The 25445-nt window shown below is 72.4% G+C and carries 22 protein-coding genes; 8 read left to right on the forward strand and 14 right to left on the reverse strand.

Going from position 1 to position 25445, the window contains the following annotated elements; genetic code table 11:
* Window positions 1-31: 31 nt before the first annotated feature.
* From BM076_RS24355 to BM076_RS24385, 7 genes are all read right to left on the reverse strand, one after another.
* Window positions 32-1042 (reverse strand): N-acetylglucosamine kinase, encoded by a 1011-nt coding sequence (locus BM076_RS24355; protein ID WP_093715829.1) that lies wholly within the window; start codon window positions 1040-1042, stop codon window positions 32-34.
* Window positions 1033-2295 (reverse strand): 6-phospho-beta-glucosidase, encoded by a 1263-nt coding sequence (locus tag BM076_RS24360; RefSeq protein WP_093715830.1) that lies wholly within the window; start codon window positions 2293-2295, stop codon window positions 1033-1035. The genes BM076_RS24355 and BM076_RS24360 overlap by 10 nt, the downstream gene beginning before the upstream one ends.
* Window positions 2292-3206 (reverse strand): carbohydrate ABC transporter permease, encoded by a 915-nt coding sequence (locus tag BM076_RS24365; protein WP_093715831.1) that lies wholly within the window; start codon window positions 3204-3206, stop codon window positions 2292-2294. The genes BM076_RS24360 and BM076_RS24365 overlap by 4 nt, the downstream gene beginning before the upstream one ends.
* Window positions 3207-3212: 6 nt before the next feature.
* A complete protein-coding gene (locus BM076_RS24370) occupies window positions 3213-4160 on the reverse strand; it encodes a carbohydrate ABC transporter permease (protein WP_093715832.1) in 948 nt (315 codons plus the stop codon).
* The gene (locus tag BM076_RS24375; RefSeq protein WP_093715833.1) at window positions 4160-5491 is read right to left on the reverse strand and encodes an ABC transporter substrate-binding protein; all 1332 of its coding nucleotides are present in this window, start codon (window positions 5489-5491) and stop codon (window positions 4160-4162) included. Before BM076_RS24375 ends, BM076_RS24370 begins: the two co-directional genes overlap by 1 nt.
* A 193-nt stretch (window positions 5492-5684) precedes the next feature.
* Window positions 5685-6923 carry an ROK family transcriptional regulator gene (locus BM076_RS24380; protein ID WP_093715834.1) on the reverse strand — a complete coding sequence of 413 codons (1239 nt, stop codon included), beginning with the start codon at window positions 6921-6923 and terminating at the stop codon, window positions 5685-5687.
* Window positions 6924-7159: 236 nt separating this feature from the next.
* Entirely contained in the window at window positions 7160-8236 is a 1077-nt protein-coding gene (locus BM076_RS24385) for a mechanosensitive ion channel family protein (protein WP_407640702.1), read from the reverse strand.
* Window positions 8237-8468: 232 nt separating this feature from the next.
* On the opposite strand from BM076_RS24385, the gene BM076_RS24390 reads away from it, so the two are divergent.
* Window positions 8469-9005 carry an HNH endonuclease gene (locus tag BM076_RS24390; RefSeq protein ID WP_075016193.1) on the forward strand — a complete coding sequence of 179 codons (537 nt, stop codon included), beginning with the start codon at window positions 8469-8471 and terminating at the stop codon, window positions 9003-9005.
* Window positions 9006-9094: 89 nt separating this feature from the next.
* Here the strand turns inward: BM076_RS24390 and BM076_RS24395 are convergent, their stop codons facing one another.
* Window positions 9095-12637 (reverse strand): beta-N-acetylglucosaminidase domain-containing protein, encoded by a 3543-nt coding sequence (locus BM076_RS24395; protein WP_093715836.1) that lies wholly within the window; start codon window positions 12635-12637, stop codon window positions 9095-9097.
* A gap of 341 nt (window positions 12638-12978) precedes the next feature.
* Between BM076_RS24395 and malQ the strand changes: the two genes are divergently transcribed.
* Complete coding sequence (gene malQ / locus BM076_RS24400) at window positions 12979-15249, forward strand: 4-alpha-glucanotransferase (protein ID WP_093715837.1); 2271 nt, start codon at window positions 12979-12981, stop codon at window positions 15247-15249.
* Window positions 15250-15297: 48 nt separating this feature from the next.
* A complete protein-coding gene (locus BM076_RS24405) occupies window positions 15298-15534 on the forward strand; it encodes a hypothetical protein (RefSeq protein WP_093715838.1) in 237 nt (78 codons plus the stop codon).
* A 102-nt stretch (window positions 15535-15636) separates the two neighbouring features.
* On the opposite strand, the gene BM076_RS24410 is transcribed toward BM076_RS24405, so the two are convergent.
* On the reverse strand, window positions 15637-16152 hold the full coding sequence (locus BM076_RS24410) for a MarR family winged helix-turn-helix transcriptional regulator (RefSeq protein ID WP_093715839.1): 516 nt from the start codon (window positions 16150-16152) through the stop codon (window positions 15637-15639).
* Window positions 16153-16288: 136 nt separating this feature from the next.
* Between BM076_RS24410 and BM076_RS24415 the strand changes: the two genes are divergently transcribed.
* Window positions 16289-17653: an MFS transporter gene (locus BM076_RS24415; RefSeq protein ID WP_093715840.1), complete on the forward strand. Its 1365-nt coding sequence runs from the start codon at window positions 16289-16291 to the stop codon at window positions 17651-17653.
* Window positions 17654-17715: 62 nt separating this feature from the next.
* Here the strand turns inward: BM076_RS24415 and BM076_RS24420 are convergent, their stop codons facing one another.
* Window positions 17716-18138, reverse strand: coding sequence for a MarR family winged helix-turn-helix transcriptional regulator (locus tag BM076_RS24420; protein ID WP_093715841.1), 423 nt, complete (start codon window positions 18136-18138; stop codon window positions 17716-17718).
* A 170-nt stretch (window positions 18139-18308) separates the two neighbouring features.
* Here BM076_RS24420 and eno point away from each other — a divergent pair, with 170 nt between their 5' ends.
* On the forward strand, window positions 18309-19586 hold the full coding sequence (gene eno / locus BM076_RS24425; RefSeq protein WP_093715842.1) for a phosphopyruvate hydratase: 1278 nt from the start codon (window positions 18309-18311) through the stop codon (window positions 19584-19586).
* Between the two features lie 237 nt (window positions 19587-19823).
* Here eno and BM076_RS24430 read toward each other — a convergent pair whose 3' ends face one another.
* Window positions 19824-21089: an MFS transporter gene (locus BM076_RS24430; RefSeq protein ID WP_093715843.1), complete on the reverse strand. Its 1266-nt coding sequence runs from the start codon at window positions 21087-21089 to the stop codon at window positions 19824-19826.
* Window positions 21090-21287: 198 nt separating this feature from the next.
* Window positions 21288-21707 carry an ATP-binding protein gene (locus tag BM076_RS24435; RefSeq protein ID WP_093715844.1) on the reverse strand — a complete coding sequence of 140 codons (420 nt, stop codon included), beginning with the start codon at window positions 21705-21707 and terminating at the stop codon, window positions 21288-21290.
* Between the two features lie 138 nt (window positions 21708-21845).
* Between BM076_RS24435 and BM076_RS24440 the strand changes: the two genes are divergently transcribed.
* From BM076_RS24440 to BM076_RS24450, 3 genes are read left to right on the forward strand one after another with little or no spacing between them, the layout of a single operon-like run.
* Window positions 21846-22670 (forward strand): helix-turn-helix domain-containing protein, encoded by an 825-nt coding sequence (locus BM076_RS24440; protein ID WP_093715845.1) that lies wholly within the window; start codon window positions 21846-21848, stop codon window positions 22668-22670.
* The gene (locus BM076_RS24445; RefSeq protein WP_093715846.1) at window positions 22667-22888 is read left to right on the forward strand and encodes a DUF397 domain-containing protein; all 222 of its coding nucleotides are present in this window, start codon (window positions 22667-22669) and stop codon (window positions 22886-22888) included. Before BM076_RS24440 ends, BM076_RS24445 begins: the two co-directional genes overlap by 4 nt.
* Window positions 22885-23094 (forward strand): DUF397 domain-containing protein, encoded by a 210-nt coding sequence (locus tag BM076_RS24450; protein ID WP_093715847.1) that lies wholly within the window; start codon window positions 22885-22887, stop codon window positions 23092-23094. Before BM076_RS24445 ends, BM076_RS24450 begins: the two co-directional genes overlap by 4 nt.
* Before the next feature lie 65 nt (window positions 23095-23159).
* Here BM076_RS24450 and BM076_RS24455 read toward each other — a convergent pair whose 3' ends face one another.
* Both BM076_RS24455 and BM076_RS24460 read right to left on the reverse strand, forming a co-directional pair.
* A complete protein-coding gene (locus BM076_RS24455; RefSeq protein ID WP_093715848.1) occupies window positions 23160-24587 on the reverse strand; it encodes an alkaline phosphatase family protein in 1428 nt (475 codons plus the stop codon).
* 201 nt (window positions 24588-24788) lie between these two features.
* The gene (locus BM076_RS24460; protein WP_245796294.1) at window positions 24789-25391 is read right to left on the reverse strand and encodes a GNAT family N-acetyltransferase; all 603 of its coding nucleotides are present in this window, start codon (window positions 25389-25391) and stop codon (window positions 24789-24791) included.
* Between the last annotated feature and the right edge of the window lie 54 nt (window positions 25392-25445).

Here is a 25445-nt window from a genome sequence, read left to right on the forward strand (position 1 = left end):
GTGGCGCGGGTGGTGACAGGCCCGGGGCGCGTTATGCGTAGTGGGCCCGGAGCGCCGCGTGGGACTCGGGCGGCGCCGCCAGATGGTCCAGGCCCAGCAGAGCCGCGCCGAGCACCGGGGGCGCCGTCACGACATGCGGGCGGGCCTTGGGGGCGCGGGCGGTCAGCCGGTCGGTGAGGGCGTCCATCAGATACGGGTTCCTGGCCGCCATCACCCCGCCGCCCAGCACCACGTCCGCCTCCTCGTCGAGCAGGTCGAGCCGGGCCAGCGCGACCGTGGCCAGCGCCACGATCTCGTCGGCCTGCTGGTCCAGTATCGACCGGGCGACGGGGTCGCCCGCGTCGGAGGTGGCGAACAGCACCGGGGTCAGCTCGTACTTGCGGTCCGCCGCGATCGCCTCCAGGTGCAGCGCCTCGATCAGCGCGTACATCGACGGCAGCCCGAAGTGCGCGGGCAGCGTGTCGGCGAGCGCGGTCGGGCCGCCCCTGCCGTCCTCGGCGCGCGCGGCGTGGAACAGCGCCTCCTCCGCCAGGCCCGAACCGCCGCCCCAGTCACCGGAGATCTTGCCGAGCGCCGGGAAGCGCGCGGTGCGCCCGTCCGGCAGCATGCCGACGCAGTTGATGCCCGCCCCGCACACCACCGCGACACCGCGGGGCGCGTCCACCCCCGCCCGCAGGATCGCGAACGTGTCATTGGCGACGCGCGTGGACCTCGCCCAGCCGCGGGCGTGCACGGCCGCTTCGAGCTGCTGCTCCTCGACCGGCAGGTCCGCGTTGGCCAGGCAGGCCGAGGTGTGCTCCGCGAGCGGTGTCCCGCCGCTCGCGCCGTCGGGGAAACCGGCGTCGGCCGCCGCGCGCTCCACGATGCGCGCGAGGCCGTCGACGGCCGCCCCGATCCCGACGACCGGCGGCTGGAACCCGCCGCCGCGGGCGGTGCCGAGCACCCTCCCGTCGGCGGCGACCAGCGCCACGTCGGTCTTGCTGTTGCCCGCGTCGACGGCGAGGACGCCGCCGGGGACGAGCGGCTCCTGGTTCAGGCCCACGCCAGGTGCTCCCGGTTGTGCGCGACGAGCTTGTCGGTCAGCGCCTCGGCGTACTCGTACTGCCCGATCAGCGGGTGCGACAGCAGCGCCTTGAACACCCGGTCCCGGCCGCCGCGAAGAGCCGCTTCCAGCGCCAGGTCCTCGTACGCGGTGACATTGGCGATCAGGCCCGCGTACAGCGGGTCGAGCGGCGGTACGGGCAGCGGTGTGGTCCCGGTGCCGTCCACCACCGCGGGCACCTCGATGACGGCGTCGTCGGCGAGGAAGGGCAGCGTGCCGTTGTTGTAGGTGTTGACCACCTGCACGTCGCCGGTGTTCCGCAGCAGCGAGGACGCCAGTGCCACCGCGGCCTCGGAGTAGAAGGCGCCGCCGCGCTTGGCCAGCAGCTCCGGCTTCTCGTCCAGCGCCGGGTCGCCGTACATCTCCAGCAACTGCTTCTCCATCGCGGCCACTTGAGAGGCCCGCGACTCGGAGGTGCTCAGCTCCCGCACCACCTCGTCGTGCGCGTAGTAGTAGCGCAGGTAGTACGACGGGACGACGCCGAGCCGGTCGACGATCTCGCGCGGCATGTGCAGGTCGGCGGCTATCGCCGCGCCGTGCTCCGCGATCAGCTTGGGCAGCACGTCCTCGCCCCGCGGGCCGCCGAGCCGCACCGCGCGCTCCCACGTCAGGTGGTTGAGCCCGACGTGGTCCAGGTGCACCTGCTCGGGGGCGACGTCCAGCAGCGCGGCGAATTTGCGCTGGAAGCCGATCGCCACATTGCACAGGCCGACGGCCTTGTGCCCGGCCTGGAGCAGCGCCCGGGTGACGATGCCGACCGGGTTGGTGAAGTCGATGATCCACGCCTGCGGGGCGACCCTGCGCACCCGTTCGGCGATGTCGAGGACGACCGGCACCGTACGCAGCGCCTTGGCCAGACCGCCGGCCCCGGTGGTCTCCTGGCCGACGCAGCCGCACTCCAGCGGCCAGGTCTCGTCCTGGTTGCGCGCGGCCTGCCCGCCGACCCGCAGCTGGAGCAGGACGGCGTCCGCGCCGGCCACCCCGGCCTCCAGGTCGGCGGTGGTGGTGATGGTGCCCGGGTGGCCCTGCTTGGCGAAGATCCGCCGGGCCAGACCGCCGACCAGCTCCAGCCGGTCGGCGGCCGGGTCGACCAGCACCAGCTCCTCGATCGGCAGGGTGTCGCGCAACCGCGCGAATCCGTCGATGAGTTCGGGGGTGTACGTGGACCCGCCGCCCACGACTGCCAGTTTCATCCCTTGACTCCAGTCAGGGTCACGCCTTCGATGAAGGCCTTTTGCGCGAAGAAGAAGACCACGATCACCGGGGCCATCACGAGAACGGTCGCGGCCATGGTCAGATTCCAGTTGGTGTGGTGTGCGCCCTTGAAGGACTCCAGTCCGTAGCTGAGTGTCCAGGCCCCGGGGTTGGAGCTGGCGTAGATCTGCGGTCCGAAATAGTCGTTCCAGCAGTAGAAGAACTGGAAGAGGGCCACCGCGGCGAGCGCCGGTTTGATCATCGGCACGATGACGGTGAGCAGGGTGCGCAGCTCGCCGCAGCCGTCGACCTTGGCCGCCTCGGTGTACTCCTTCGGGATCGTCAGCAGGAACTGCCGCAGCAGGAAGATGGTGAACGCGTCACCGAAGGCCAGCGGGATGATCAGCGGCCACAGGCTGCCGTCCATGCCCATCTGCTTGGTCCAGAACAGGTACATCGGGATGATCACCACCTGCGGCGGCAGCATCATCGTCGAGATCACCAGCACCATGACCAGATTGCGCCCGCGGAAGCGGAACTTGGCGAGCGCGTACGCCACCGGCAGCGACGACACCACGGTCAGCACGGTGCCGGCGACCGCGTACACCAGGGTGTTGCGCCACCAGGTCAGGAAGCCCGGGGTGTCCCACACGGTACGGAAGTTGGACCACTGCCAGTGGTGCGGCCACAGGTCGCGGGTGAGCGCCTGGTTGTCGCTCATCACCGCGGTGAGCAGGACGAAGACGAACGGCAGCACGAAGAAGGCGGCGGCGGCGATGCCGAGCGCGTGCACTGCGATCCAGTGCAGCGTCTGCTTGCGGCGCGCGGTGCGCCGGGCGCGGACATCGGGGCCGCCGTGGCCTTTGGCACCGGTAGTGGCAGTGCCGGGGGAGAGGGTCGCTTGGGTCATCGGTGATCAGTCCTCCGCCGACAGGAAGCCATTGCGGCGCAGCAGCAGCGCCGTGAACGCCATCGACAGCACGAACAGCACGAGCGCGATCACGCACGCCGAGCCGTAGTCGAAGCGCTGGAAGCCGCGTTCGTAGACCAGTTGCGGCAGGGTGAGCGTCGACTTGTCGGGGTAGCCGGGCTCCACCTGCTGGCCGGAGTTGCCGATCACGCCCGAGGCGACCTTCCCGGCGACCAGCGGCTGCGTGTAGTACTGCATGGTCTGGATGACGCCGGTGACCACCGCGAACATCACGATCGGCGAGATGTTCGGCAGCGTCACGAAGCGGAAGCGGTGCCAGGGTCCGGCGCCGTCCAGTTCGGCGGCCTCGTACTGCTCCTTCGGTACGTCGAGCAGCGCGGCCATGAAGATCACCATCAGGTCGCCGATGCCCCACACCGCCAGCATGGTCAGCGCGGGCTTGGACCAGTGCGGGTCGGTGAACCAGCCGGGCGTGGGCAGCCCCACGTCGCCCAGCAGGTGGTTGACCGGCCCGGTCCCGGGGTTGAGCAGGAAGACGAACGCCATCGTCGCGGCGACCGGCGGGGCCAGGTACGGCAGGTAGAACGCCGTACGGAAGAAGCCCGCGCCCGTCTTGATCTTGGTGATCAGCAGGCCGATGCCGAGCCCGAAGAGCACCCGCAGCGTCACCATCACCACGACCAGCCACAGCGTGTTGCGCAGCGCGGGCCAGAAGAACGGGTAGTCGGTGAAGACGTACGACCAGTTCTTGCCGCCCACCCAGGTCGGCGCGTTGATGCCGTTGTACTTCATGAAGGAGAAGTAGACGGTGGACACCAGCGGGTACACGAAGAAGACGCTGAACCCGATGATCCACGGGGAGAGGAAGGCCAGGGTGCGCAGCGCCGACTTGCGGCGCTTGGCCTTCAGCAGGGGATGGACGGCGGCGGTCATCACTTGGCCTGCGCGATGTCCTTGTCGACCTGCGTGTCGACACCCTGGAGCCCGGAGCTGAGGTTCTTGGACTTGCCCGACTCGTACGCGTAGCCGAAGTCCTGGAGGGTCAGCTGGTACGCGCCGCCGTTGATGCTCGGCGGGGTCGTGGTGCTGTCCGGGTTCTGCGCGATGTCCAGGAAGGTCTTGAAGCCCGGGTCGGCGTCCAGCTTCGGCGACTTGAGCGCGGCCAGTGTGGACGGCACATTGTGGATCGCGTTGGCGAAGGAGACGACCGCGTCGGTGTCGGTGGTCATGAACTTCACCAGCTCCCAGGCGGCGTTCTTCTTGCTGCTGGTGTTGGCGATGCCGATGATCGTGCCGGACAGGTAGCCCTTGCCGTACGTGCTCGCCTGGTCGTCGGGGACCGGGAAGGGCGCCACACCGAGGTCGTTCATCCCGGCGTCCTTGGCCATGCCCAGCCGCCACTCGCCGTCGATGCCCATCGCGACCTGGCCGGTCTGGAGGGGGTTCTTGGCGCCGAATTCGTCACCGAAGGTGTTGCGGTACTTCTCCAGCTTGCCGAAGCCGCCCAGCGACTTCACCATGTCCTGCTGCCAGTTGAACATCGCGGTGAAGCCCGGGTCCTTGGCGACCTGCGACTTGCCGTTCGCGTCGAAGTACTTCACGCCCCACTGCGCGGCCAGGTGGGTGGTGGTCGACTCGTAGCCGTGGAAGTTCGGCATGTAGCCGAGCTGGCTGTAGGAGTCGCCCTTGGTCTTGGTGAGCTTGACCGCGTCGGCCTTGAACTCGCTGAGCGTCTTCGGCGGCGCGGTGATGCCTGCGGCGGCGAACGCCTTCTTGTTGTAGTACAGCCCGTACGCGTCGCCGAGCAGCGGCAGCGTGCAGCGCTTCCCGTCGAACTGGGTGTACTCCAGCATCGGCTTGGGGAAGGTGGCGGCCGGGTCGATCTTGTCCTTGGCCAGGAACGGCGCCAGGTCGGCCATCGAGCCGGAGGAGCAGAACTGGCCGACATTGTCGGTGGTGAAGGACGACACGACATCCGGCGCCTTGGAACCGCCCGCGCGCAGCGCCTGGTTGATCTTGTCGTCGGTGATGTTGCCCTGCACCTTGACGTGGATGTTGGGGTGGGCCTTCTCGAACCGGGCGACGTTGTCGTTGATGGCCTTCAGCTCGTTCGGCGCGGTCCAGCCGTGCCAGAAGGTGATGGTGACGTCCTTGCTGGCGTCGTCGTTGGCCGAGCCGGAGCTCTGGCCGGTACATGCGCTCGCGAGCAGCGAGATCGCGGCGGTGGCCGCTACGGCGGCGGCTGCCTTCGTCAGACGGGACACTGCGCTTCCTCCGGGAGATCTTCCGGGCCTTACGGGCCTTCCTGGCCTTTCGGGGACGGACTGGGACGGCTGATGGGGTGAACGGACGGGCTGCGGGGGTGAACGGGCGGGTCGAGGGCGGGAACGGGCGGGTCGAGGGTGTGAGGTGCCGCCGGAGCGGCGGGGTGTGCCGGTCCGGTGGTCGGTCCGAGGGTCAGCGCGAGGTGTCGAACACCTCGTCGCGGGTGGTGGCGAGCGCGCTCTCCAGCGCGCCGCTCAGTACGGGGTGCAGGTGGATGGTGCCGAGCACCAGCCGGGGCCGGGGCACGGCCAGTTCGGCCAGCTCCGCCTGGATCAGGGCGCGCAGCGGCTCACCGCCGGAGACGGTGACATTGCCCGCCAGCACGATCAGTTCGGGGTCGAGCACGGCGACCAGCGAGGCCAGACCGACCGCGTGGCCGGTCGCGCAGCGCCGCAGGAGGTCGGCGTAGGGGCCGGCCGGGTCCTGTCCGCCCTCCTCCGCTTCCTGCCAGAGCGCCGCGGCTGTGCCGAGCAGCGCCGCCGCCGCGTCCTCCAGGCTGGCCTCGGGGACCTCGATGCCCAGCTCACGGGCGATCCGCAGCACCGCGTTGCAGCCCGCCAGCTCCTGGAAGCCGCCGTTGTTGGCCTTGGTGACATTGCGGACCAGGGGAGTGCCCGGCACCGGCAGGAAGCCGACCTCGCCCGCGCCGCCGGTCCAGCCGCGGTGCAGCCGGCCGCCGATCACGATGGCGGCGCCGATGCCCTCCTCGTTCCACAGCATCACGAAGTCGTCGTGGCCGCCGGCTGCGCCGAGCCGCTGCTCGGCGACGGCGGCGAGATTGACGTCGTTGTCGTATTCGAGCGGCATCGGCAGCGCGGCGGCCATCTCGTCCAGCAGCGACGTCGAGTGCCAGCCGGGCAGGTGACTGGCGTAGCGCAGCCGTCCCGTGCTGGGGTCGAAGGCGCCGGGCGTGCCGATCACGATCCGGTGCAGGTCGCCCCGGCTGAGCCCGGCGGCCTTCACGGCGCCGTCCACCGCCTGCACGACCTGCTCCACCGCGTTGCCCGCGGTGCGCCGGCGCGGTGTCGGCAGCCGGAAGCTGCCCACCGTACGGCCGGTGATGTCGGCGACCGCGGCCCTGATCCGCTCGGTGGTGACGTCCAGGCCCGCCACGTAGGCGGCGGCCGGATTGACCGAGTAGAGCTGCGCGTTGGGTCCCGGCCGGCCCGCGGTGGTGCCGGTGGCCAGTACGAGTCCGGCCGCCTCCAGCCGCGCGAGCAGCTGCGACGCGGTCGGCTTGGACAGCCCGGTCAGCTTGCCGATCCGGGTACGGGAGAGCGTGCCGTGCTCCAGCAGGAGGTCGAGTGCGGCGCGGTCGTTCATGGCGCGCAGTACGCGCGGCGTTCCAGGGGTGCCAGCCATGCGCGCCATCCTCCCTCAGTTCACTGTTAGGAAAGTTTCCTATTGGCAAAACGAAAGGTAGGCCCGCTGTCGGCGGAGCGTCAAGGGGGGCCGACGGCAGGGCGGCCAAGTCGTTATCAAGCACCCTCGGCGCACGAGCACGCGACCAACACCGCCAACGCGAGCGTCCCCCGGCACCAGCAGGGTGCCAGGGGACGCGGGAAAGCGGTAGGGAGCGGCGCGGGCCGCGGCAGCCGTCCGGCCGGTCAGCGCTCCCCGGACGCGGGCGGCGGCACCGGCGCGGACGCGCTCGCCGGCGGCGCCGGCGTCTCCTGCGCGGCCTGCTCGGTCGCCGTGGCCGGCGCGCCCTCCGGCACCACCGCCTCGGTCACCGCCACCGTCGGGGCGCCGCCGGAGATCACGATGCCCGCCGCGTCGAACGCCCGCTTGATCCGCCAGCGCAGCTCACGGGCGACCCCGGTGGCCTGCCCCGGCATCGTCTTGGCCTGCGCCCTGATCACCATGAAGTCGGTGCCGACCGACTCCAGGCCGAGCACCTGCACCGGCTCCCAGAGCATCTCGTCCCACGGGTCCTGCTTGCCCATGTCCTCGGCGGTCGTGCCGATCACCTCGCGGGCCCGCTCCAGGTCCTCGCCGACCCCGATCTGCACGTCCACCACGGCGGTCGCCCAGCCCTGGCTGAGATTGCCGATCCGTTTGACCTCGCCGTTGCGCACGTACCAGATCTCGCCGTTGTCCCCGCGCAGCTTGGTCACCCGCAGGCCCACCTCGATCACCGTCCCGCTGGCCACGCCCGCGTCGATGACGTCGCCGACGCCGTACTGGTCCTCCAGGATCATGAACACCCCGGACAGGAAGTCCGTGACCAGATTGCGCGCGCCGAAACCGATCGCGACCCCCGCGACCCCCGCGCTGGCCAGCAGCGGCGCCAGATTGATCCTGAGCACCGACAGGATGGTCAGCGCCGCCGTGCCCAGGATCACGAAGGACGCCACACTGCGCAGCACCGAGCCGATCGCCTCGCTGCGCTGCTTGCGCCGCTCCGCGTTGACCAGCAGCCCGCCCAGTGTGGTGGAGGCGGCGGCCGCCGCGCCCCGGTTCATCCGGTCGATGAGTCTGCTGATGGTCCGGCGGATCACCGCGCGCAGCGTGATCGCTATGGCCAGGATCAGCAGGATCCGCAGACCCCCGTTGAGCCAGTTCGCCCAGTTCTCCTCGAACCAGCCGCTCGCCCGGTAGATCGACGACCCGTGCGAGGCGTCGGCGGCGAGGGTGGCGGGGGCGGTCAGGACGGCGGCGGCGGATGACGTCGCGGTGGGCACTGCGAGAACCTCCGGTCGGATCGAAACTCCCACACTAACCGGGGACCGATGCCGTCTCGTTGCCGTGTCCGAGGAGCGACCGGGCCGATACGTGGGGATGAACACAGGTGTGGTCCAAAACACCCTCGGTCCGTTACCCGGGCATGGTGGCGCCATGGGGCGCCTTCCGGAGAGACTTAGGCCAGATCGTCCCGGCGCGAGCCACGCGCCGCCGGCGTTAAAGGAGGCATCCGTGCCGCATGTCCTGGTCCTGAACGCGTCGTACGAGCCGCTCGGCGTCGTACCGCTCCGCCGCGCGCTCGTCCTCGTGCTCAACAACAAGGCCGTGTGCCTCGAGGAATCCGGCGCCTATCTGCACAGTGAGACACAGGCGCTGCCGGCGCCGAGTGTCGTGAAGCTCACCAAATTCGTCCGGGTGCCCTTCCGCGGCACCGTGCCGCTGACCCGCCGGGCGCTGTTCGCCCGGGACGGCGGCAAATGCGCGTACTGCGGGGCCGCCGCCACCAGCGTCGACCACGTCATCCCGCGCAGCAGGGGCGGCCAGCACGCCTGGGAGAACGTGGTGGCGGCGTGCAGACGCTGCAATCACGTCAAGGCCGACCGCCATGTGGCCGAACTCGGCTGGCGGCTGCGCCATCAACCGGCCCCGCCGTCCGGCCTCGCCTGGCGGATCATCGGGACCGGACATAGGGACCCGCGCTGGTTGCCATACCTGCAACCGTTCGGCGCGGACGACGCTCTGGCCCGGATCGACGGCATATCAGCCTGAGATCCGGGCTTTCGTGCGTCTCGGGCCCTTTCACCGGGCGCGGGCGCGCGACCGGCGTCCGGAGGGGCGACGCGGGGTGACCACGCCGGTCACCCCGCCACCGCGTATGCCTCGACGCCGAACAGCGAGTAGCCGTACTTGGTGGCCCGGCGCACACCCTGCACCCGCAGGTAGCGGGTGTCGGCGGCGCCGTCCAACCACACCGTCTCGGTCCCGCCGCCCCCGTCGGTGACGGCCGCCGAGGTGTGCCAGGTCACTCCGTCGGCCGAGGTCTCGACGCGGTATCCGGTGGCGTACGCGTCCTGCCAGTGCAGTACGACCCGGCCGATCCGGGCCGGGGCCGCGAGCCGCACCTGCACCCAGGCGTTGTCGTCGACCGGCGAGGACCAGCGGGTCGCCGGATCGCCGTCGGCCACCGCGGACGCCGGGAAGTCCGGGGTCTCGTCGCCCGAGGACGTCGCCGCGGCGCCGCGCACCAGATCGGGCCCGGCGGTCCGCAGCCGCGCGTGGACGGTGATCCGCCGCTCCACGGTCCGCCCCGCGACGGTGAACCGCACCGGCAGGCTGTACGTGCCGGGCGCCGTACCCGCCGGGACGGTGATGTGCAGCGGTACGGCGGCGGAGGCGCCGCGGCGCACGGTGACGGCGGCGGGCGCGGTGGCTGTGACGCCGCCCTTGTCCGCCGCGGCGTTCTTCGGGTTCTTCCCGTTCTTCCGCGCCGGGTCGTCCTTGAGCGCGGCCACCGACACTGTCGCCTTTTCGTCGCGCGGCAGCCCCGACGCGACCGACGCCGTCACCGGGACGGCCGAACCGCCGATCTCGGCGTCCACCTCCGGCCGGTCCAGCGTCACCCGCGGCGCCCCGGCGAACCACGGCACCACCTCGTGCACCCCGGCGCCGTCCGACAGCCGCACCGCGTCCGCGACGACCCCGGCGGGCAGCTCGGTCCAGTCGCCGTCCAGGGTGCCGATCCGCTGCCAGCCGCCCGGGGTGTGGATCTCGACGGTGACCGGCGGGCGCCCGTCGGAGGCGTCGCCCGGGGCCGCGCCCTTCGCGGGCGCGGCGGCGACCGGCGCGTTCGGCGGCCCCGGCGGGAAGAAGCCGCCCGGCCCTGCGTCGGTCCCGGCCCCGGGCGGCGGGCCCGCGGCGGCCACCGTCACCGATTCCAGCAGCCGCGCCCCGCCGAACCGCACGGTCAGCGGCCCCGAGCCGTCATCGCCCGTACCGGTCGAGGTGGACAGATCACCGTCCACCGCCGCCGACGCGCCCTTCGGCCCCTCTGCGGCCGGCGCGACCTCGCCGCTCACCGACGCGGTGAACTCCCGTACGGTCACCGGCCCCGACTGGCCCGCGGTCGCGCGCAGCCGCACCTGACGGGCGCGGGTGCCGGACGGCAGCGTTGCCGAGATCACCGCCTGGTCGTGGTATTCGCCGACCTTGTGCCAGCCGGTGCCGTCGTCCGCCGACACCTCCAGGACCGCGTCGTGCAGGAAGTCGTCGGAGCCGCTGCCGTCGCCCATCGCGATCCGCACCGAGCCGACCGGCCGCGCCGTACCGAGATCGACCCCGAAGGCGTCGTCCGGCTGCGGCGGCGCGGCGCTCGACCAGGCGGTGCCGTCCTTGCCGTCCACCATCGCCGAGGGGTCGGAGCCGCGCCCGGAGGCGAGCGTGCTGGTCGCGGTCCTGCCGTCCGCGCGCAGGCCGGTCCAGGCGTCGCCGTCGTTCACCGCCCTGGCCAGGAAGCCGTCCAGCACCTCGGCGCCGACCGTCGCCGTGCCCTGCGCCAGCCGCGTACGGCCGCGGTCCAGCGCCTGCCGCGCCTTCCAGGCCGCCGCGCCGTCGCCCGACGCCTGCGCCAGCAGCATGTCGACGGCCTGCTCACCGGCCGCCCCGTACGCCGACAGCCGGTCCAGCCACGGGCGTACCTCGTCGCCGAAGGTGCCGTCGGCGAGCCCGCGCAGCGCCCCCGGCGCGCCGTGCATCACCGTGAACGCCGACCGCAGCCGGGCCGCGGCGGCCGTCAGCCGCTGCCGGTCGCCGGAGTCCAGCGCCGACCAGAAGTCCGCGACCAGCGGGCGCAGATACGCCGACTCCTGGCCGCCGAGCGCGGACGACTCCTCGTTCCCGGCCAGCGCCCGCAGCGCCGCGCGGGCGGCCGGATCGGGCCCCGCCAGGTCGTCGATCGCGGCCTGCCAGGACGCCGCCGGGTCGTAACCGCCGGGATTCCAGGCGAAGTCGGCGGCCGTGAACAGCGGGATGCGGGACGCGGCGGGCTGCTGCATCGCGCTGGCCAGCACACCCGCCGAGACCGTCGCGACCGCGGGCTGCCGCCCGGTGTACGGGCCGAGGAAGAGCCGCCCCGGCGCGAAGTCGTTGACCGGATAATTGTCGACGGTCACCAGCGGGTGCTTCAACGCGGCCTTCGCGCCCGCCACTTGGGCGCCGGTGATCTTCTCCGGCAGCACCCCGACCCCGGTCCAGGCGACCGTCACCTGCGGGCTGAGCGCCTTGGCCAGCGCGGTGCGGTACGGGGTCGCCCCGTCCTGGTAGAACTCGGTGGGCAGCAGCGACAGGTCCGCCGCCCCGTAGCGCTCCGTCAGATACTCGGCGACGACATTGGCCACCTTGGCCTGCGCGCGGGCCGCCGCGTCCGGCCCGCTGCCGAACTCCCGGGCGTCCGCGCCGCAGTGCCACTCGCTGTAGCTCACGTCCTGGAACTGCAACTGGAACGCGCGCACCCCCAGCGCCCACATCGCGTCCAGCTTGCGCTCCAGCGCCCGCTGATCGGCGGCCGAGGAGAAGCACATCGCCTGCCCGGGCGCGACCGCCCACGCCAGCGTCACGTGGTCGCGCGCCGCCCGGTCCGCCAGCGCCCTGAAGTCCGCGCGCCGGCCCGCCGGATAGGGCTCGCGCCACTGCGCCTGGCGGTACGGGTCGTCGCCCGGCGCGTACAGATAGCGGTTCTGCTTGGTGCGTGCCAAGAAGTCCAGCTGCGACAGCCGCTGGAACTGCGTCCACGGCACGCCGTAGTAGCCCTCGGTGACACCGCGCACCGCCGCCGTCGGCCAGTCCCGTACGGCGACGCCCGCGAAGCCGCGCGCGCCGCTGGTGTCGGTGGTGGCGAGCTGACGGAGCGTCTGCGCCGCGTGGAACAGGCCGTCGTCGCCGATGCCGGCCAGCGCCACGGTGTCGCCGTCTACCGCCAGCCGGTAGCCGCCGGACGGCAGATCGCCCTGCGCGGGCGCCCCCAGCCGGGTCAGCTGCGGCAGCGCCGCGTCGCCCGCGTAGATGGTCAGGCCCGTGCCCGGGGTGTCGGCGCGGGCGATGTCCGTGGCGCCCGCGGAGCGCAGCGCGTCCTCGATCACGTCCAGCGCGTACGGGTCGGCGTCGGTGCCCGCGACGAGCGTCACGGCCGGCGGCACCGGCGCGAAGTGCCCCTGCGCGCGCAGGGTCTGCGGACGCGGCCACACTGACGGCGTCCGCTCGGCGGCGGCCGTGTCGGACTGCGAACCGGCGGGCGGTGCGCCCGGCGCGGTCGCGGGCGCGGCCGTCGCGGACGGGGACTGGACCAGCCAGCCGCCGATGACGGTGGCCACGACGGCGGCGGCGGAACTCCTGCGGAGGGCGTGCACGATTTCTCCTCGCGGAGTGCTGCACGGACGGTGGGGGCGGCGAGCGTGAAGAGGGGGAACGGCGGGGAGGAGGCGAGCCCATCACCCCGCGCGGTGCGGTGTCAATGCGGTCGGCGTTCCCTCCGGATTCCCGCACATTCGTTCCCGGCGCGCGGGCGTGCGACGGCGGTCCGGCGCGCCTCCGGGTACGGCGCGCGCCGTCGGGGTAGGGGTCAGGGCGGCCCGCCGGTACATACCGGTACGGCCGCCGCCGCACCCGTACGGGCGGCGGACGCCGATCACTTCGGACGACCGTCGCATCGGACGGTCATCCGACGAAACCAGCAGAAGACGGAGGCCCGATGGACGACCGGGTGCGGCTTGCGGGGCTCTACGGCGTGGACACGGCCTACCGGCCGGCGCCCGGGCGGGAGGTCCCGGTGCCGGAGGAGACCGTCGTCGCCGTGCTCGCGGCCCTCGGCGTGGACGCCTCGACACCGCTGGCCGTCCGGGACGCCCTCGCGGCGTACGAGACCCGCAGGGCCAACCGGCTGCTCCCGCCGTGCACCGTGCTCAGGGCGGGCCACGGCACCCTCGCCGACGCGCTGCGCGGCCTGCCGGAGGGCTCGGCCGTCACCGTCGAGACCGAGACCGGCGGCGTACTGGACCTGGACCTGGATCTGGGCCTGGACGTGAGCCAGGACCGGGACTCGCAGGGCCTGGGCCCGGCCGCCGCACCGCCGCCCGGCCGCTACGGGCTGCGCGTCACCGCCGCCGACGGCAGGACCGCGCGCGGCGACCTGATCGTGGCACCCGAACGCCTCGCGGGCCCCGCGCGGCGCACCTTCGGCTTCATGGCGCAGCTCTACTCCACGCTCTCGCAGCGCTCCTGGGGTATGGGCGACCTCGGCGACCTGGCCGACCTCGCGGCCTGGTCGGGCCGCACGCTGGGCGCCGGCTTCGTCCAGATCAACCCGCTGCACGCGGCCGTCCCCGGGCCGCCCACCGACCCCTCGCCGTACAGCCCGTCCTCGCGCCGCTTCCCCGACCCGGTCTATCTGCGGATCGAGGAGGTGCCCGAGTACGCCTACCTGTCCGGCGAGGCGCGCGAGAAGGCCGACGCGCTGGTCCGGCGGGCCGCCGCGCTGCGGGACACCGTGCTGCTGAAAGACGCGCTGATCGACCGCGACGCGGTCTGGGCGCTGAAGGCCGAGGCGCTGGAACTGCTCCGCCAGGTGCCGCTGAGCCCCGGCCGGCGCGCCGCCTACGTCGACTTCCTCGCCGAGCAGGGCCAGGCGCTCGACGACCACGCCACCTGGTCCACCCTCGCCGAACTGCACGGCGCCGACTGGCGACGCTGGCCCGCGGGGCTCCGCGACCCGCGCTCGCCGCAGGTCGCGCGGGCCCGCGGCGAGCACATGGACCGGGTCGACTTCCACTGCTGGCTGAGCTGGCTCACCGACGCCCAGCTCGGCGCCGCCCAACGGGCCGCTCGGGACGCCGGGATGGCGATCGGCGTCGTCCACGACCTGGCCATCGGGGTGCACCCGGCGGGCTCCGACGCCTGGTCGATGCAGCACGTGCTGGCCAAGGGCATGTCGGTGGGCGCGCCGCCGGACGCCTTCAACTCCCGCGGCCAGGACTGGGGTCTGCCGCCCTGGCGCCCCGACGCGCTGGCCGCCACCGGCTACGCGCCGTACCGCGACCTGATCGCCCGGATGCTGCGGCACGCGGGCGGGCTGCGGATGGACCATGTGATGGGCCTGTTCCGGCTGTGGTGGGTGCCCGAGGGCCGGCCGCCGACCGACGGCACCTACGTCCGCTACGACGCGCAGGCGATGCTCGGGCTGCTCGCCCTGGAGGCGCACCGCGCCGGAGCCGTGGTGATAGGGGAGGACCTGGGCACGGTCGAGCCGGGCGTCCGCGAGGAGTTGGCGGGCCGCGGCATCCTCGGCACCTCGGTGCTGTGGTTCGAACGGGACTGGGAGGGGACGGGGGACGCTGCCGACGGGACGGGGGAGGGTACAGACGGGACCGAGGCGGGCGCCGACGGGACCGGCGACGGCGCCGACGGGACCGGAGAGGGTGCCGGCGAGCATCCTCCGCTGCCGCCCGAGGCATGGCGCGCGTCGTGCCTGGCCACCGCGACCACTCACGACCTGCCGAGCACCGCGGCCCGGCTGACCGGCGAGCACGTGGAGCTGCGGCACCGGCTGGGCCTGCTGACCCGCCCGCTGGCCGAGGAACAGGCCATGGACGCCGCCGATGTCGCGGAGTGGGTGGCGCTGCTGGGACGGCTCGGGCTGCTGCCGGAGGGCGCGGCCGACGAGGAGGCGGTGGTGAAGGCCGTGCACCGCTTCCTGGCGCGCACCCCCGCGCGGATGCTCGGCATCTGGCTGCCCGACACGGTCGGCGACCGGCGCCCGCAGAATCTGCCCGGCACCTGGGACCAGTACCCCAATTGGCGGCTGCCCGTCGCGGACGCCACCGGCACCCCGCTGAGCCTGGAGCAGATCGCCGCCTCGCCGCGGCTGTACGCGCTCGTGGACGACGTACGGCAGGCGATGGCGGACGCCGAGGCCGAGGCGGCGGCCGAGGCGGCGGTCGCGCGCGGGACGGCGGGACACCCGTAAGGCCACCCCGGGCGCGCGGGCCGCGAAGGGGCTGACTACATTGAGGGCGTGGACAAGAAGCTCACCAAGAAGGCCGTGCGCGCCGGGGTCATCACCGCCGGTACGACGCTGATGCTGCTCATCTCGTCTCCCGCCTTCGCGCTCAGCCGCGATGACGGCGACGACCCGGGGTCCGGCCTGAGCGTCATTCAGACGCTCGGCCTGTTCGTGGCCGCGCCGCTGGTGCTCTTCGGGGTCATCGCGGGCCTGGTCATGGTGACCGACAAGTCCCACAAGCAGCCGTAGCCTTCTCCCTCAGCCCCTTGGCGCCGCCCCGGCCGCGCCGAGGGGCTTCGCGCTGCCCTCGGTGGGCCGGAGCGGTCCGGGCGACCTCCGTACGCGTACGGCTCAGCGGCCCGGGTCGACCTCGGCCGTCGAGGCGAGCAGCATCCGCAGCAGGCCGGCGAGCTGTTCCGCCTGTTCGCGGTCCAGGCCGTCCAGTGCCTGCCGCTGGAGGGCGAGACCGGCGCCCACGGCCTGGTCGATGACGGTCAGGCCCCGCTCGGTGAGGGTGACCCGCAGCCCCCTGCGGTCGTGCGGGTCGGGCGCCCGCTCCAGCAGTCCGGCGCGCTCCAGCTTGTCGAGCCGCCCGGTCATCCCGCCCGTGGTGAGCATCATCGTGGTCGCCAACTGGCGGGGCGAGAGCGTGTACGGGGCGCCCGAGCGGCGCAGCGTCGCCAGCACGTCGAATTCGCCGCGGCCGATCCCGTACCGCTGGTACGCCTTCTCCATCCGGTCGCCCATCAGGCGCGAGAGCCGGTAGATCCGGCCGAAGACGGCCATCGGCAGCGTCTCCAGGTCGGGGCGTTCGGTGAGCCACTGGCCGGTGATGGTGTCCACGGCGTCCACGCCTTCCTGAGTCATGTCCCCAGTATCGGTCAGCGGTCGGTCGGCCGCAAGAAAGTAGCTTGCAAGTAAGTCGCTTAGTGCTAAGCTATTTTATATCGAGCTACTTCGTGCACCACGTCGTACACCACCTCGCCGATCCGGGAGCTTCCCCATGTCGCTGTCGCCGCTGTCGCGCATCCGCGCCAACCGCCGTACCGCACAGCCCGCACAGCCGGTTCGGCCCACCCGGATCCCGGGGGAGCGGGCGATGCTCGGCGCGATGGCCGTCGACTCGGTGGGTTCCGGGATGTACGTCCCCTTCAGCCTGGTCTTCTTCCACCACATCACCGGCCTGTCCTTCGCGGTGGTCGGCGCGGTGCTCACCGCCGTCGGGCTGATCGGCATGGGCGCCCTGCCGCTGGCCGGGGCGGCCGTCGACCGGTACGGCGCGCGCCGCGTCCAGTTGGCGCTCTACGGGGTGCGCGGCGCCGGGTTCGCGCTCTACCCCTTCGCCGTCGCCCTGCCCGCCTTCGCCGCCGTCGCGCTCGGCACCTCCTTCGGCGACCGTGCCTTCCCCGCCGTGCAGCAGTCGTACATCGGGGAGGTCGCCCGCGGCGCCGACCGCGACCGGCTCCAGGCCGCCGCCCGCGCCCTGCGCAACGCCGGACTCGGCGGCGGCGCGCTGCTCGCCTCGCTGATCATCACGGTGGCCGGCGACCGTGGCTTCACCGCCGCCGCCTGGCTGAACGCGGCGAGCTTCGGCCTCGCGGCGCTGCTGATCCGCAGCGTCCGCCCGGCCCGCACACCCGGCGCCGCCGCCTCCTCCGATGTGCCCGCCTGCACCAAGTGCGGCTACCGGATGGTCTTCGCCGACAAGCCCTTCCTCGGCCTGACCGTCGCCAACTTCCTCACCGCGCTGGGCTATTCGGCGCTGCCCGTGCTCTTCCCGCTGTTCATCGTGAACACCCTGGCCGGCCCGCAGTCGCTGACCGGCGCCGCCTTCACCATCAACACCGTGCTGTGCGCCGTCGCCGGGGTCTTCGTCGCCGGGCGGATCCGCCGCCACGGTGCCCGCCGCACCCGCTCGGCCGCGTTCGGCGCCGCCATCTACGCGACCGCCTTCGCCGCGCTCGCCGCCGTCGCGGCGGTCCGGCCGCACGCCGGATGGGTCGTCGCCGCGGCCGTCGTCGGACTCGTCACGCTCTACACGGTCGCCGAAATGGTGCACAATCCGTCCGCCGGCACCCTGGCCGTCGCCGCCGCCCCCGAGAACGTACGCGGCCGGTACATGGCGACCTACCAGCTCTCCTGGTCGCTGGCCGCCACGCTCGCGCCCTCGCTCTTCACGGTCCTGATCGCCGCCGGGGCGTGGCTGCCGTGGGCCCTGCTCACCGGTACCGCCCTGTCGGCCGCGGTCCTGCTGCTCCGCCTTGAGCCGCACCTGCCGGCCGAGGCGGTACGGCTGACGCCGCCGGCGCCGGTCGCGGAGCACCGCCCGGAGGTACGGACGGCTCCGGCTCCGGCCGCGGCTGTCTAGGTCTTCCTCCGCGGTGGGCGGCGCCCCTTTCCAGGGGCGCCGCCCTTGCGCTGTGCGCGGCCTCAGTGCGCCGCGAGCCGCTCCACCAGTGCGATGCCGCGGGCCAGCAACTCCCGTTCCTCACCGGTCAGTTCCGCCTCGATCGCGCGGGCGAGCCAGTCCGCCCTGCGTTCGCGTTCCTCCTCCAGCAGCGCCCGGCCCACGGGCGACAGCTCGACCAGGCTCTTGCGGCCGTCGGTCGGATGGGCGCGGCGGGTGATCAGCCCCTGCTCCATCAGCAGTCCGACGGCCCGGGCCATGGACTGCGGGCGGACCCGCTGGTCGGCGGCGAGTTCGCTGGTCGTCATGGCGCCGTCGCGGTCCAGCGCGCCGAGCACGGCCACCTGGCCGAGCGGCATCTGGTCCTCCTGCTTCACGCGTCGCGTGAGCTTTCCCATCGCGGTGCGCAGCTCGGCCGCGACGGCGGCGGATTCAGGAAGGGGCATGCCGCATGTTAACGCAGCGTAGCTGTGCGGCGCGGCTGCGCAGCATTGCTGAACAGCAGAACTGAACAGCGCAACTGTGCAGCGTTGCTGTAGAGTCTCCGGGTGTCGGGACCAGCGCCACCGTCGCCGCAGCCGGGCGCCGGCACGCACGCCACCACGGGAGGACTCCCATGACCGCCATCACCTCCGTCACCGGCCGCCGCGTCCTGGACAGCCGGGGCAACCCCACCGTCGAGGTGGACGTCGAACTCGCCGACGGTTCGCTCGGCCGCGCCGCCGTCCCCTCCGGCGCCTCCACCGGCGCCCGCGAGGCCGTCGAACTCCGCGACGGCGACCCGGCCCGCTGGCACGGCAAGGGCGTCGACCGGGCCGTCCAGCACGTCGATACGGAACTGGCCGCCGTCGCTCTCGGCCGCGACGCCGAGGACCAGGCGGGCCTGGACGCGGCCCTGATCGCCGCCGACGGCACCCCCACGAAGGCCCGGCTCGGCGCCAACGCGATCCTCGGCGTCTCCCTCGCCGCCGCCAAGGCCGCTGCCGCCGCCCACCGGCTGCCGCTCTACCGCTGGCTCGGCGGCGCCGACGCCCGGCTGCTGCCCGTCCCGATGATGAACATCGTCAACGGCGGTGCCCACGCCGACAATCCGCTGGATTTCCAGGAGTTCATGATCGCGCCCATCGGCGCGGCCACCTTCGCCGAGGCCGTCCGCATGGGGTCCGAGATCTTCCACACCCTGCGCCGCGACCTGCTCGCCGCCGGGCACTCCACCGGCGTCGGCGACGAAGGGGGCTTCGCCCCCGACCTGCGCACCGCCGAGGAAGCGCTCGACTTCGTGGTCGCCGCCGTCGAACGCGCCGGCTACCGGCCCGGCACCGACATCGGCCTCGTCATGGACCCGGCCTCCTCCGAGTTCTTCCGTGACGGGGTCTACGACTACGCCGGCGAGGGCGTCCGCCGTACCCCCGCCGAACATGCGGACCACCTGATCAAGCTCATCGACGCCTACCCCGTCGTCTCCGTCGAGGACCCCATGGCCGAGGACGACCTCGACGGGTGGCGCGACCTCACCGCCCGCGTCGGCGGCCGCTGCCAGCTCACCGGGGACGACGTCTTCTGCACCGACGAAGCGCTGCTTCGCGAGGGCATCGCCACGGGTGTCGGCAACTCCGTCCTGGTCAAGGTCAACCAGATCGGCACCCTCACCGAGGCCCTCGGGACCGTGGGCGCCGCCCACCGGGCCGGCTGGACCGTCGTCATCTCCCACCGCTCCGGCGAGACGGAGGACACCACCATCGCGGACCTCGCCGTCGCCACCGGCTGCGGTCAGATCAAGACCGGCTCCCTCTCCCGGTCCGACCGCACCGCCAAGTACAACCAACTCCTCCGCATCGAGGAGGAGTTGGGCTCCACGGCCCAATACGCGGGCACCTCAGCCCTGGCCCGCTAGGGCCCGCACCTCTGCGAAGGAGGGTGCTTCTCCAGGGGCGCGGGGAACTGCGCGCTCAGGCCGCGCGGGCCGCGGGTGAAAAACCGCCCCCAGCGGGGCAGATGCTGTTGTTTTTGCGACCACCGGCCGGTGGGGGCTGAGCGCGCAGTTCCCCGCGCCCCTAAAAACATGACTCCCGCACTCCGCAGGAGATCAGGCACCCCCGACAGGAGATCACGCACCGCCCTCCGCAGGAGATCAGGCACCCACCTCCGCGAGGTGCGGGCTTGCCGGGCCGGAGGCCAGGTTGCGGCCGAAGGGGGCCCAGGCCATGGCGGTGACCACCGCCATGGCCACGGCGGCGAACCAGAAGGGCGCGGTGACGCCCCGCCAGCGGGCGAGGGGCCCACCGAGAAGGGCCCCGAGAGCGTTGCCCCCGATGGCGAGCATCATGAAGACACTCTGCACGCGCCCGCGCAGCGCCTCCGGCACCCTCCGCTGCCGAATCGTCGTCTCGACCCCGGCGAAAACGGAGCTGTGCACGCCGAAGACGACGAGGACGGCGGCCGAGACCCAGGCCAGGGACGACAGGCCGAGCCCGACATGCGTGCACGTCTCGACGATCAGCCCCACCCGCAAAAGCGTCGCCGCACGAAAGCGGGACTGGAGCCGCGGCGCCCACAGCGCACCGAAGACCCCGCCGACGGCGCTCGCGGACAGCAGCAGCCCGAAACCGATGTCACCGATCCCGAGCCGGTCGCGGGCGTAGAGCACCAGGATGGAGAAGCCGGAGGTCAGCGTGACGTTCATCAGGCACAGGGCGAGCGCCATCGTGCGGATGGTCGGCTCGTGCCAGAGCCAGCGCACACCGACGGCGATGTCGGCCCGTACGGAAGGCCGTTGACCCTCGTCCGCATCGCCGGCCGGGGCCGCGGCCCCGCTCCGTACGCCGCGCATCATCGCGACGAGCAGGGCGGAGGCGACGAAGGACGAGGCGTCGACGCCGAAGGGCAGGGCCGCGGCCACCACGAAGAGCGCCGCCCCGAGCGGCCGGCCGGCGAATTTGTTGAGGACGAAGTAGGAGCCGTGCAGCCGCGAGTTGGCACTTGGCAGGGCGTCGGCCGCGACGACGGCGGGCACCATCGTGGCCGCCGCGTTCTCCGCGAGGGTCTCACCGGTGCCGAGCAGGAAGGCGATGGCGTAGACGACGGGGATCGAGGCGTCGCCCGACCAGACGGTGACCGCGAGCAGCGCGGTCAGCCCGCCCCGGAGCAGGTCGACCGCGACGATCAACCGCTGCTTGTCGAGCCGGTCGATGACGACTCCGCTGACCAAGGAGAAGAGCAGCCAGGGCAGTTGCTGCACGAAGACCGCGAGCCCGACGAGGACCGGGTCGTCGGACACCGACGCGACCAGCAGCGGCGCCGCCGCCGCGACCACCCCGTCGCCGAGCGTCGACACCGAATTCGCCGCCCACAGCAACCCGAAGTTCCGGCCGAGCCCACCGAGCCCCGGCACCGCCATCCGCTTCCACCCCTCCCCGACCCCGCCGGCCAAAGCCGCCGACGCTACCCGCCCGGCGAGCGCCCCCTCCACCGGTTTTCCGCCCGGTGCGATGAGTTCCGGCCGGCGACCGGACGAAGGCCCGCGACTGGTACGCGTGACCGACCTTGCCCCCGACACCAACAGCCTCACCCTCGCCGAGGCCCCCACGGCGTGACCTCACTCCTCGCCCCGCGTCACCTCGGCCCATACGACCTTGCCGACGCCGTCGCGCCCGCCGAACCCCCACCGGCCCCCGGTAAGAGCGTCCACCAGGGCCAGGCCCCGGCCGCCTTCTGCCAGTTCGCCAGGCTCGGCGGCCCGGCGCTCGGGCCGGTCGGCCGAACCGTCGTGCACCTCGATCCGCACCCCGTCCGCGAGCCGCGCGTAGACGGTGCCGATCTCGCTCCCTACGAGCGTGCCGCGCCGGGCGTGCTGGAGGGCGTTGGTCATCAGCTCCGACAGGACGAGCGAGGCCGCGTCGGTGAGACCGTGGAGCTTCCACTCGGCGAGGATGACGGCGAGTTGGTGCCGCGCGTCGGGGACGGAGCTTCTGACGGCCGGCCACAGCACTAATTCATGAGCCGGGGATGCGTGCATGAGCTGACCTTCCGGTGGGGTGCGAATTGCCGGACCCACGGGACGATCACCGTGGGTAGCTCTAGAGTTGCCGTACGCAAGCTCCCCGCAGAAGGGGCGGGCGTTGACACTCGGCTTTGTCACGACGGAGACCGGCCCATGGCATACGCGGACGACGGCGAACTCACCTCCGACACCTCCCTTCTCCACTTCTACGGCGAGGATCTGAAGCGCCGCCGCGAGGAAGCGGGTCTCAAGCAGACGAAGTTCGCGGCGGAGGCGCTGATCGCGCCGTCACTGCTGAGCAAGATCGAGAGCGGCAAACGGCTGCCCAGCAAGGAGCTTTCGGTTCTGGCCGACGCCCGGTTCGGCACCGGGGACCACTTCCAGCGCTTGTGGCCGCTGGTGATCAAGTACGCGTACCCGTCGTGGTTCCGGCCGTTCGTGGAACTGGAGGCGACGGCGCGAGCCATCCGGTCGTTCCAAGTCCAGGTCGTCCCCGGGCTGTTACAGACGCAGGAGTACGCGCGGGCCGTGCTTGAAGCGGGCCGTCTGGATCCGGACCGCGTCGAGGAGCTGCTCGCCGCCCGCGTGGTGCGGCAGGACATCCTCACCCGGGAGAACCCGCCCGAGCTGTGGGTCGTGCTCGACGAGACCGTCCTGCGGCGGCCGATGGGCTCGTCCGAGGTCTTCGCCGGTCAGCTCCAACGCCTGCTCGAAGCAACGGAGTCGGCGCGTACGGTGCTCCAGGTCATCCCGTTCTCGGCCGGTGGCCATGCCGGCAACAACGGAGCCTTCTCCGCCTTGGCGATGGACGAGGGCCCCGATGTCGTCTACGTGGACGGTCTGCTCCAGGGGCAGATCCACGCCGATCCGGCCGAGGTCAGGGCAGCGACCAGAATCTATACTCTTCTCCAGGCCGGAGCCCTTTCCCCGGCAGCGTCACTCGATCTGATTCGTACCGTCATGAAGGACCACCGATGAGCATCGATCACCCGCCCGTCGCCCCGGCGTGGCGCAAGTCCAGCTACAGCGGTTCCAACGGCGGCGACTGCGTCGAGGTCGCGGACAACGTCCCCGGCACGGTCCCCGTCCGGGACTCCAAGGACCCCCAGGGCCCCGCCCTGGCCTTCTCCGCCGACGCCTGGACGGCGTTCGTTGCCGACGTGAAGGCGGACCGTTTCAAGTGGGACCACCGATGAGCATCGAACACCCGCCCGTCACGGCGTGGCGCAAGTCCAGCTACAGCGGTTCCAATGGGGGGAATTGCGTCGAGGTCGGCGACGGTATTCCCGGCGTGATTCCGGTCCGGGACTCCAAGGACCCCCAGGGCCCGGCCCTGGCCTTCTCCGCCGACGCCTGGACCGCCTTCGTGGCGGCCGTGAAGGCGGACCGCTTCCCGGTCTGAGGAACATCGGCGGCGCCCGGTGCTGGGGGGACCGGCACCGGGCGCCGTCGTGTGCGGACCGAAGGTCAGATGCGGGGGCGGTGGCCGCGTTCCTGCTTGGGGAAGTGCTGGTCGGCGCCCGGGAGGGTGGGCTTGGGGAGGGTGGCGACCTCCTCCTTGGCCTCTTCCAGCTGCTCGGCCGTGTCGTCGGGGAGGCGCGGCGGGCGGCGGTGCTCGTCGCGGAAGCGGAAGGCGGAGGTGAGGTCGCCGAAGGTGCGGCGGCGCCACTGGCTGATGTTGGGCTCCTCGACACCGGTGAAGCGTTCGAGGAATTGCAGCACCGAGGTGTGGTCGAACGCCTCGCCCGCGACCCAGCCGCCCACCGTCCAGGGCGAGATGACGATCGCGGGGACGCGGAAGCCGCCGCCGATCGGCAGCCCCTGGATGAATTCGTCGGGCGTGCCCGGCTTCGGCGTCGGCGGCACGACGTGGTCGAACAGCCCGTCGTTCTCGTCGTAGTTGAGGATGAAGGCGGTCTTCGCCCACACCTTCGGGTTGGATGCGATGGCCTCGATCTTGGAGGCCACGAAGTCCGCGCCCGCGGCGGGCAGATAGTCCGGGTGCTCCGACTGGTAGCTGGTCGGCAGGATCCAGGAGACGGCCGGCAGCCGGTCGTTGCGCGCGTCGTCCTCGAAGGTGCCCTCGGGCTGGAAGACCATGCCGCGGTCGTACAGCGGGTCACCCGGCTTGGCGTCCTGGAACTGCTGGAATTCCGACAGCATGTTGGTGCCGTAGTTGTCGGTCTCCTGGTAGACCCGCCAGTCGACCCCGGCCGCCTGGAGCCGCTCGGCGTACGTCGTCCAGGTGTACGGCTTCGGCGCGGAATTGGAGATCACCGGGCCGCCCTTGGTGCCGCCCGGGTCGACCGTACCGGTCATCCAGTACAGCCGGTTGGGCCAGGTCGGGCCCATGATCGAGCAGAAGTAGTTGTCGCAGATGGTGAACGCCTCGGCCAGCGCGAACTGGAACGGGATGTCCTCGCGCGTGTAATAGCCCATCACATAGGGGCCGTTGACGCCGTCGGCGGCGCGGTGCGCGGGCAGCCACTGGTCCATCTTCCCGCCGTTCCACGCCTGGTGCTGCACGGAGTAGGCGTGACTGGTGGACGGGATCGCCTGGGCGCTGGTGCTGTGGGTGTCGAGGTGGAACGGCAGCAGATAGCCGTCGGGGTTCTCCGCGTCGGGCTGGTAGAAGACCGAGCGGCCGGTGGAGAGCTTCTTCGCGTGCGGGTCGTTGAAGCCGCGGACGCCGGAGAGCGTGCCGAAGTAGTGGTCGAAGGAGCGGTTCTCCTGCATCAGCAGCACGACGTGCTCGATGTCGCGGAGCGAGCCGTGCCGCGGCGGCCCGGCCGCCACCGCCTTCTGCACGCTGGGCGGCAGCAGGCTCAGCGCCGCGGCGCCGCCCACCGCGCCCGCCGCCGAACCGAGGAGTCTGCGTCGCGTCAACTCGGGCATGAACGTCCCTCCTTGAGGAGCATCGAGGAGCTTCGGTGCGGGTCCTGGTCAGGGACCCGTCGAAACTCTGGTGCGCTCAAGGCATGGGGCGATGGGGGTGGTTGATGAACAAGTGAGCAACGGGACGTAAGCGGTTGGCCAAGTCATGACCCTCTTTACCGGGGCATTGCCCGGAGCCGGCTCACGGCCACCCGAATGACGTCACCACACGTCCCCGTCCCGCCAGTCGCACGTCAGCGTGCCCGTCAGATCCAACGGCACTCCGGCCACCGGCAGCACGTAGATCCAGCCTCCCCCAACCTTCGGCCGGGGGTGCCCCCATCTCGCTTCGCTCGCGTCAGGCGTCGGCACGATGCCCTCGCCCGGGGTCAGGGCGGAGGTGCGGCCCTGCCACAGCCTCCAGCCGCGACCGGCGTAGAAGCCGGTCGCCTCCTCCGCGCTGCCCAGCGCCCCCAACTCGTAGGCGCCCCGGATGAAGCGCTCGGCGGCGGCCATCACGGCGGCGCCGTACCCCCGCCCCCGCAGATCCTCGCGGACGGCGACGGCCTCGACGTAACCGGTGCGCAGGGCGCGGCCGTGGTGGAGGAGGCGGCGCTGGACGACGCAGGCGTGGGCGACCGGGGCGGTGCCCTCCCAGATCGTGGCGTGGATGCCGCCGAGGGTGTGGTCCCAGTCGCCGTCGGTGAAGGCACCGTCGGGGTGGCCGGCGAAGGCGCCGTCCAACAGGGCGCGGATCGCGGCCAGTTCGGCGGCGGACAACTCGGCGGTGTGCGCGGTGCGTACGTCGCTCATCGGGTCGGTCATGCGAGGCATCCTGGCACCGGGAGCCGCCGCGCCCGGCCGTTTTCCGCGCGGGAC

It is taken from the genome of Actinacidiphila alni (genome assembly GCF_900112845.1).
Classification (GTDB): Bacteria; Actinomycetota; Actinomycetes; order Streptomycetales; family Streptomycetaceae; genus Actinacidiphila; species Actinacidiphila alni.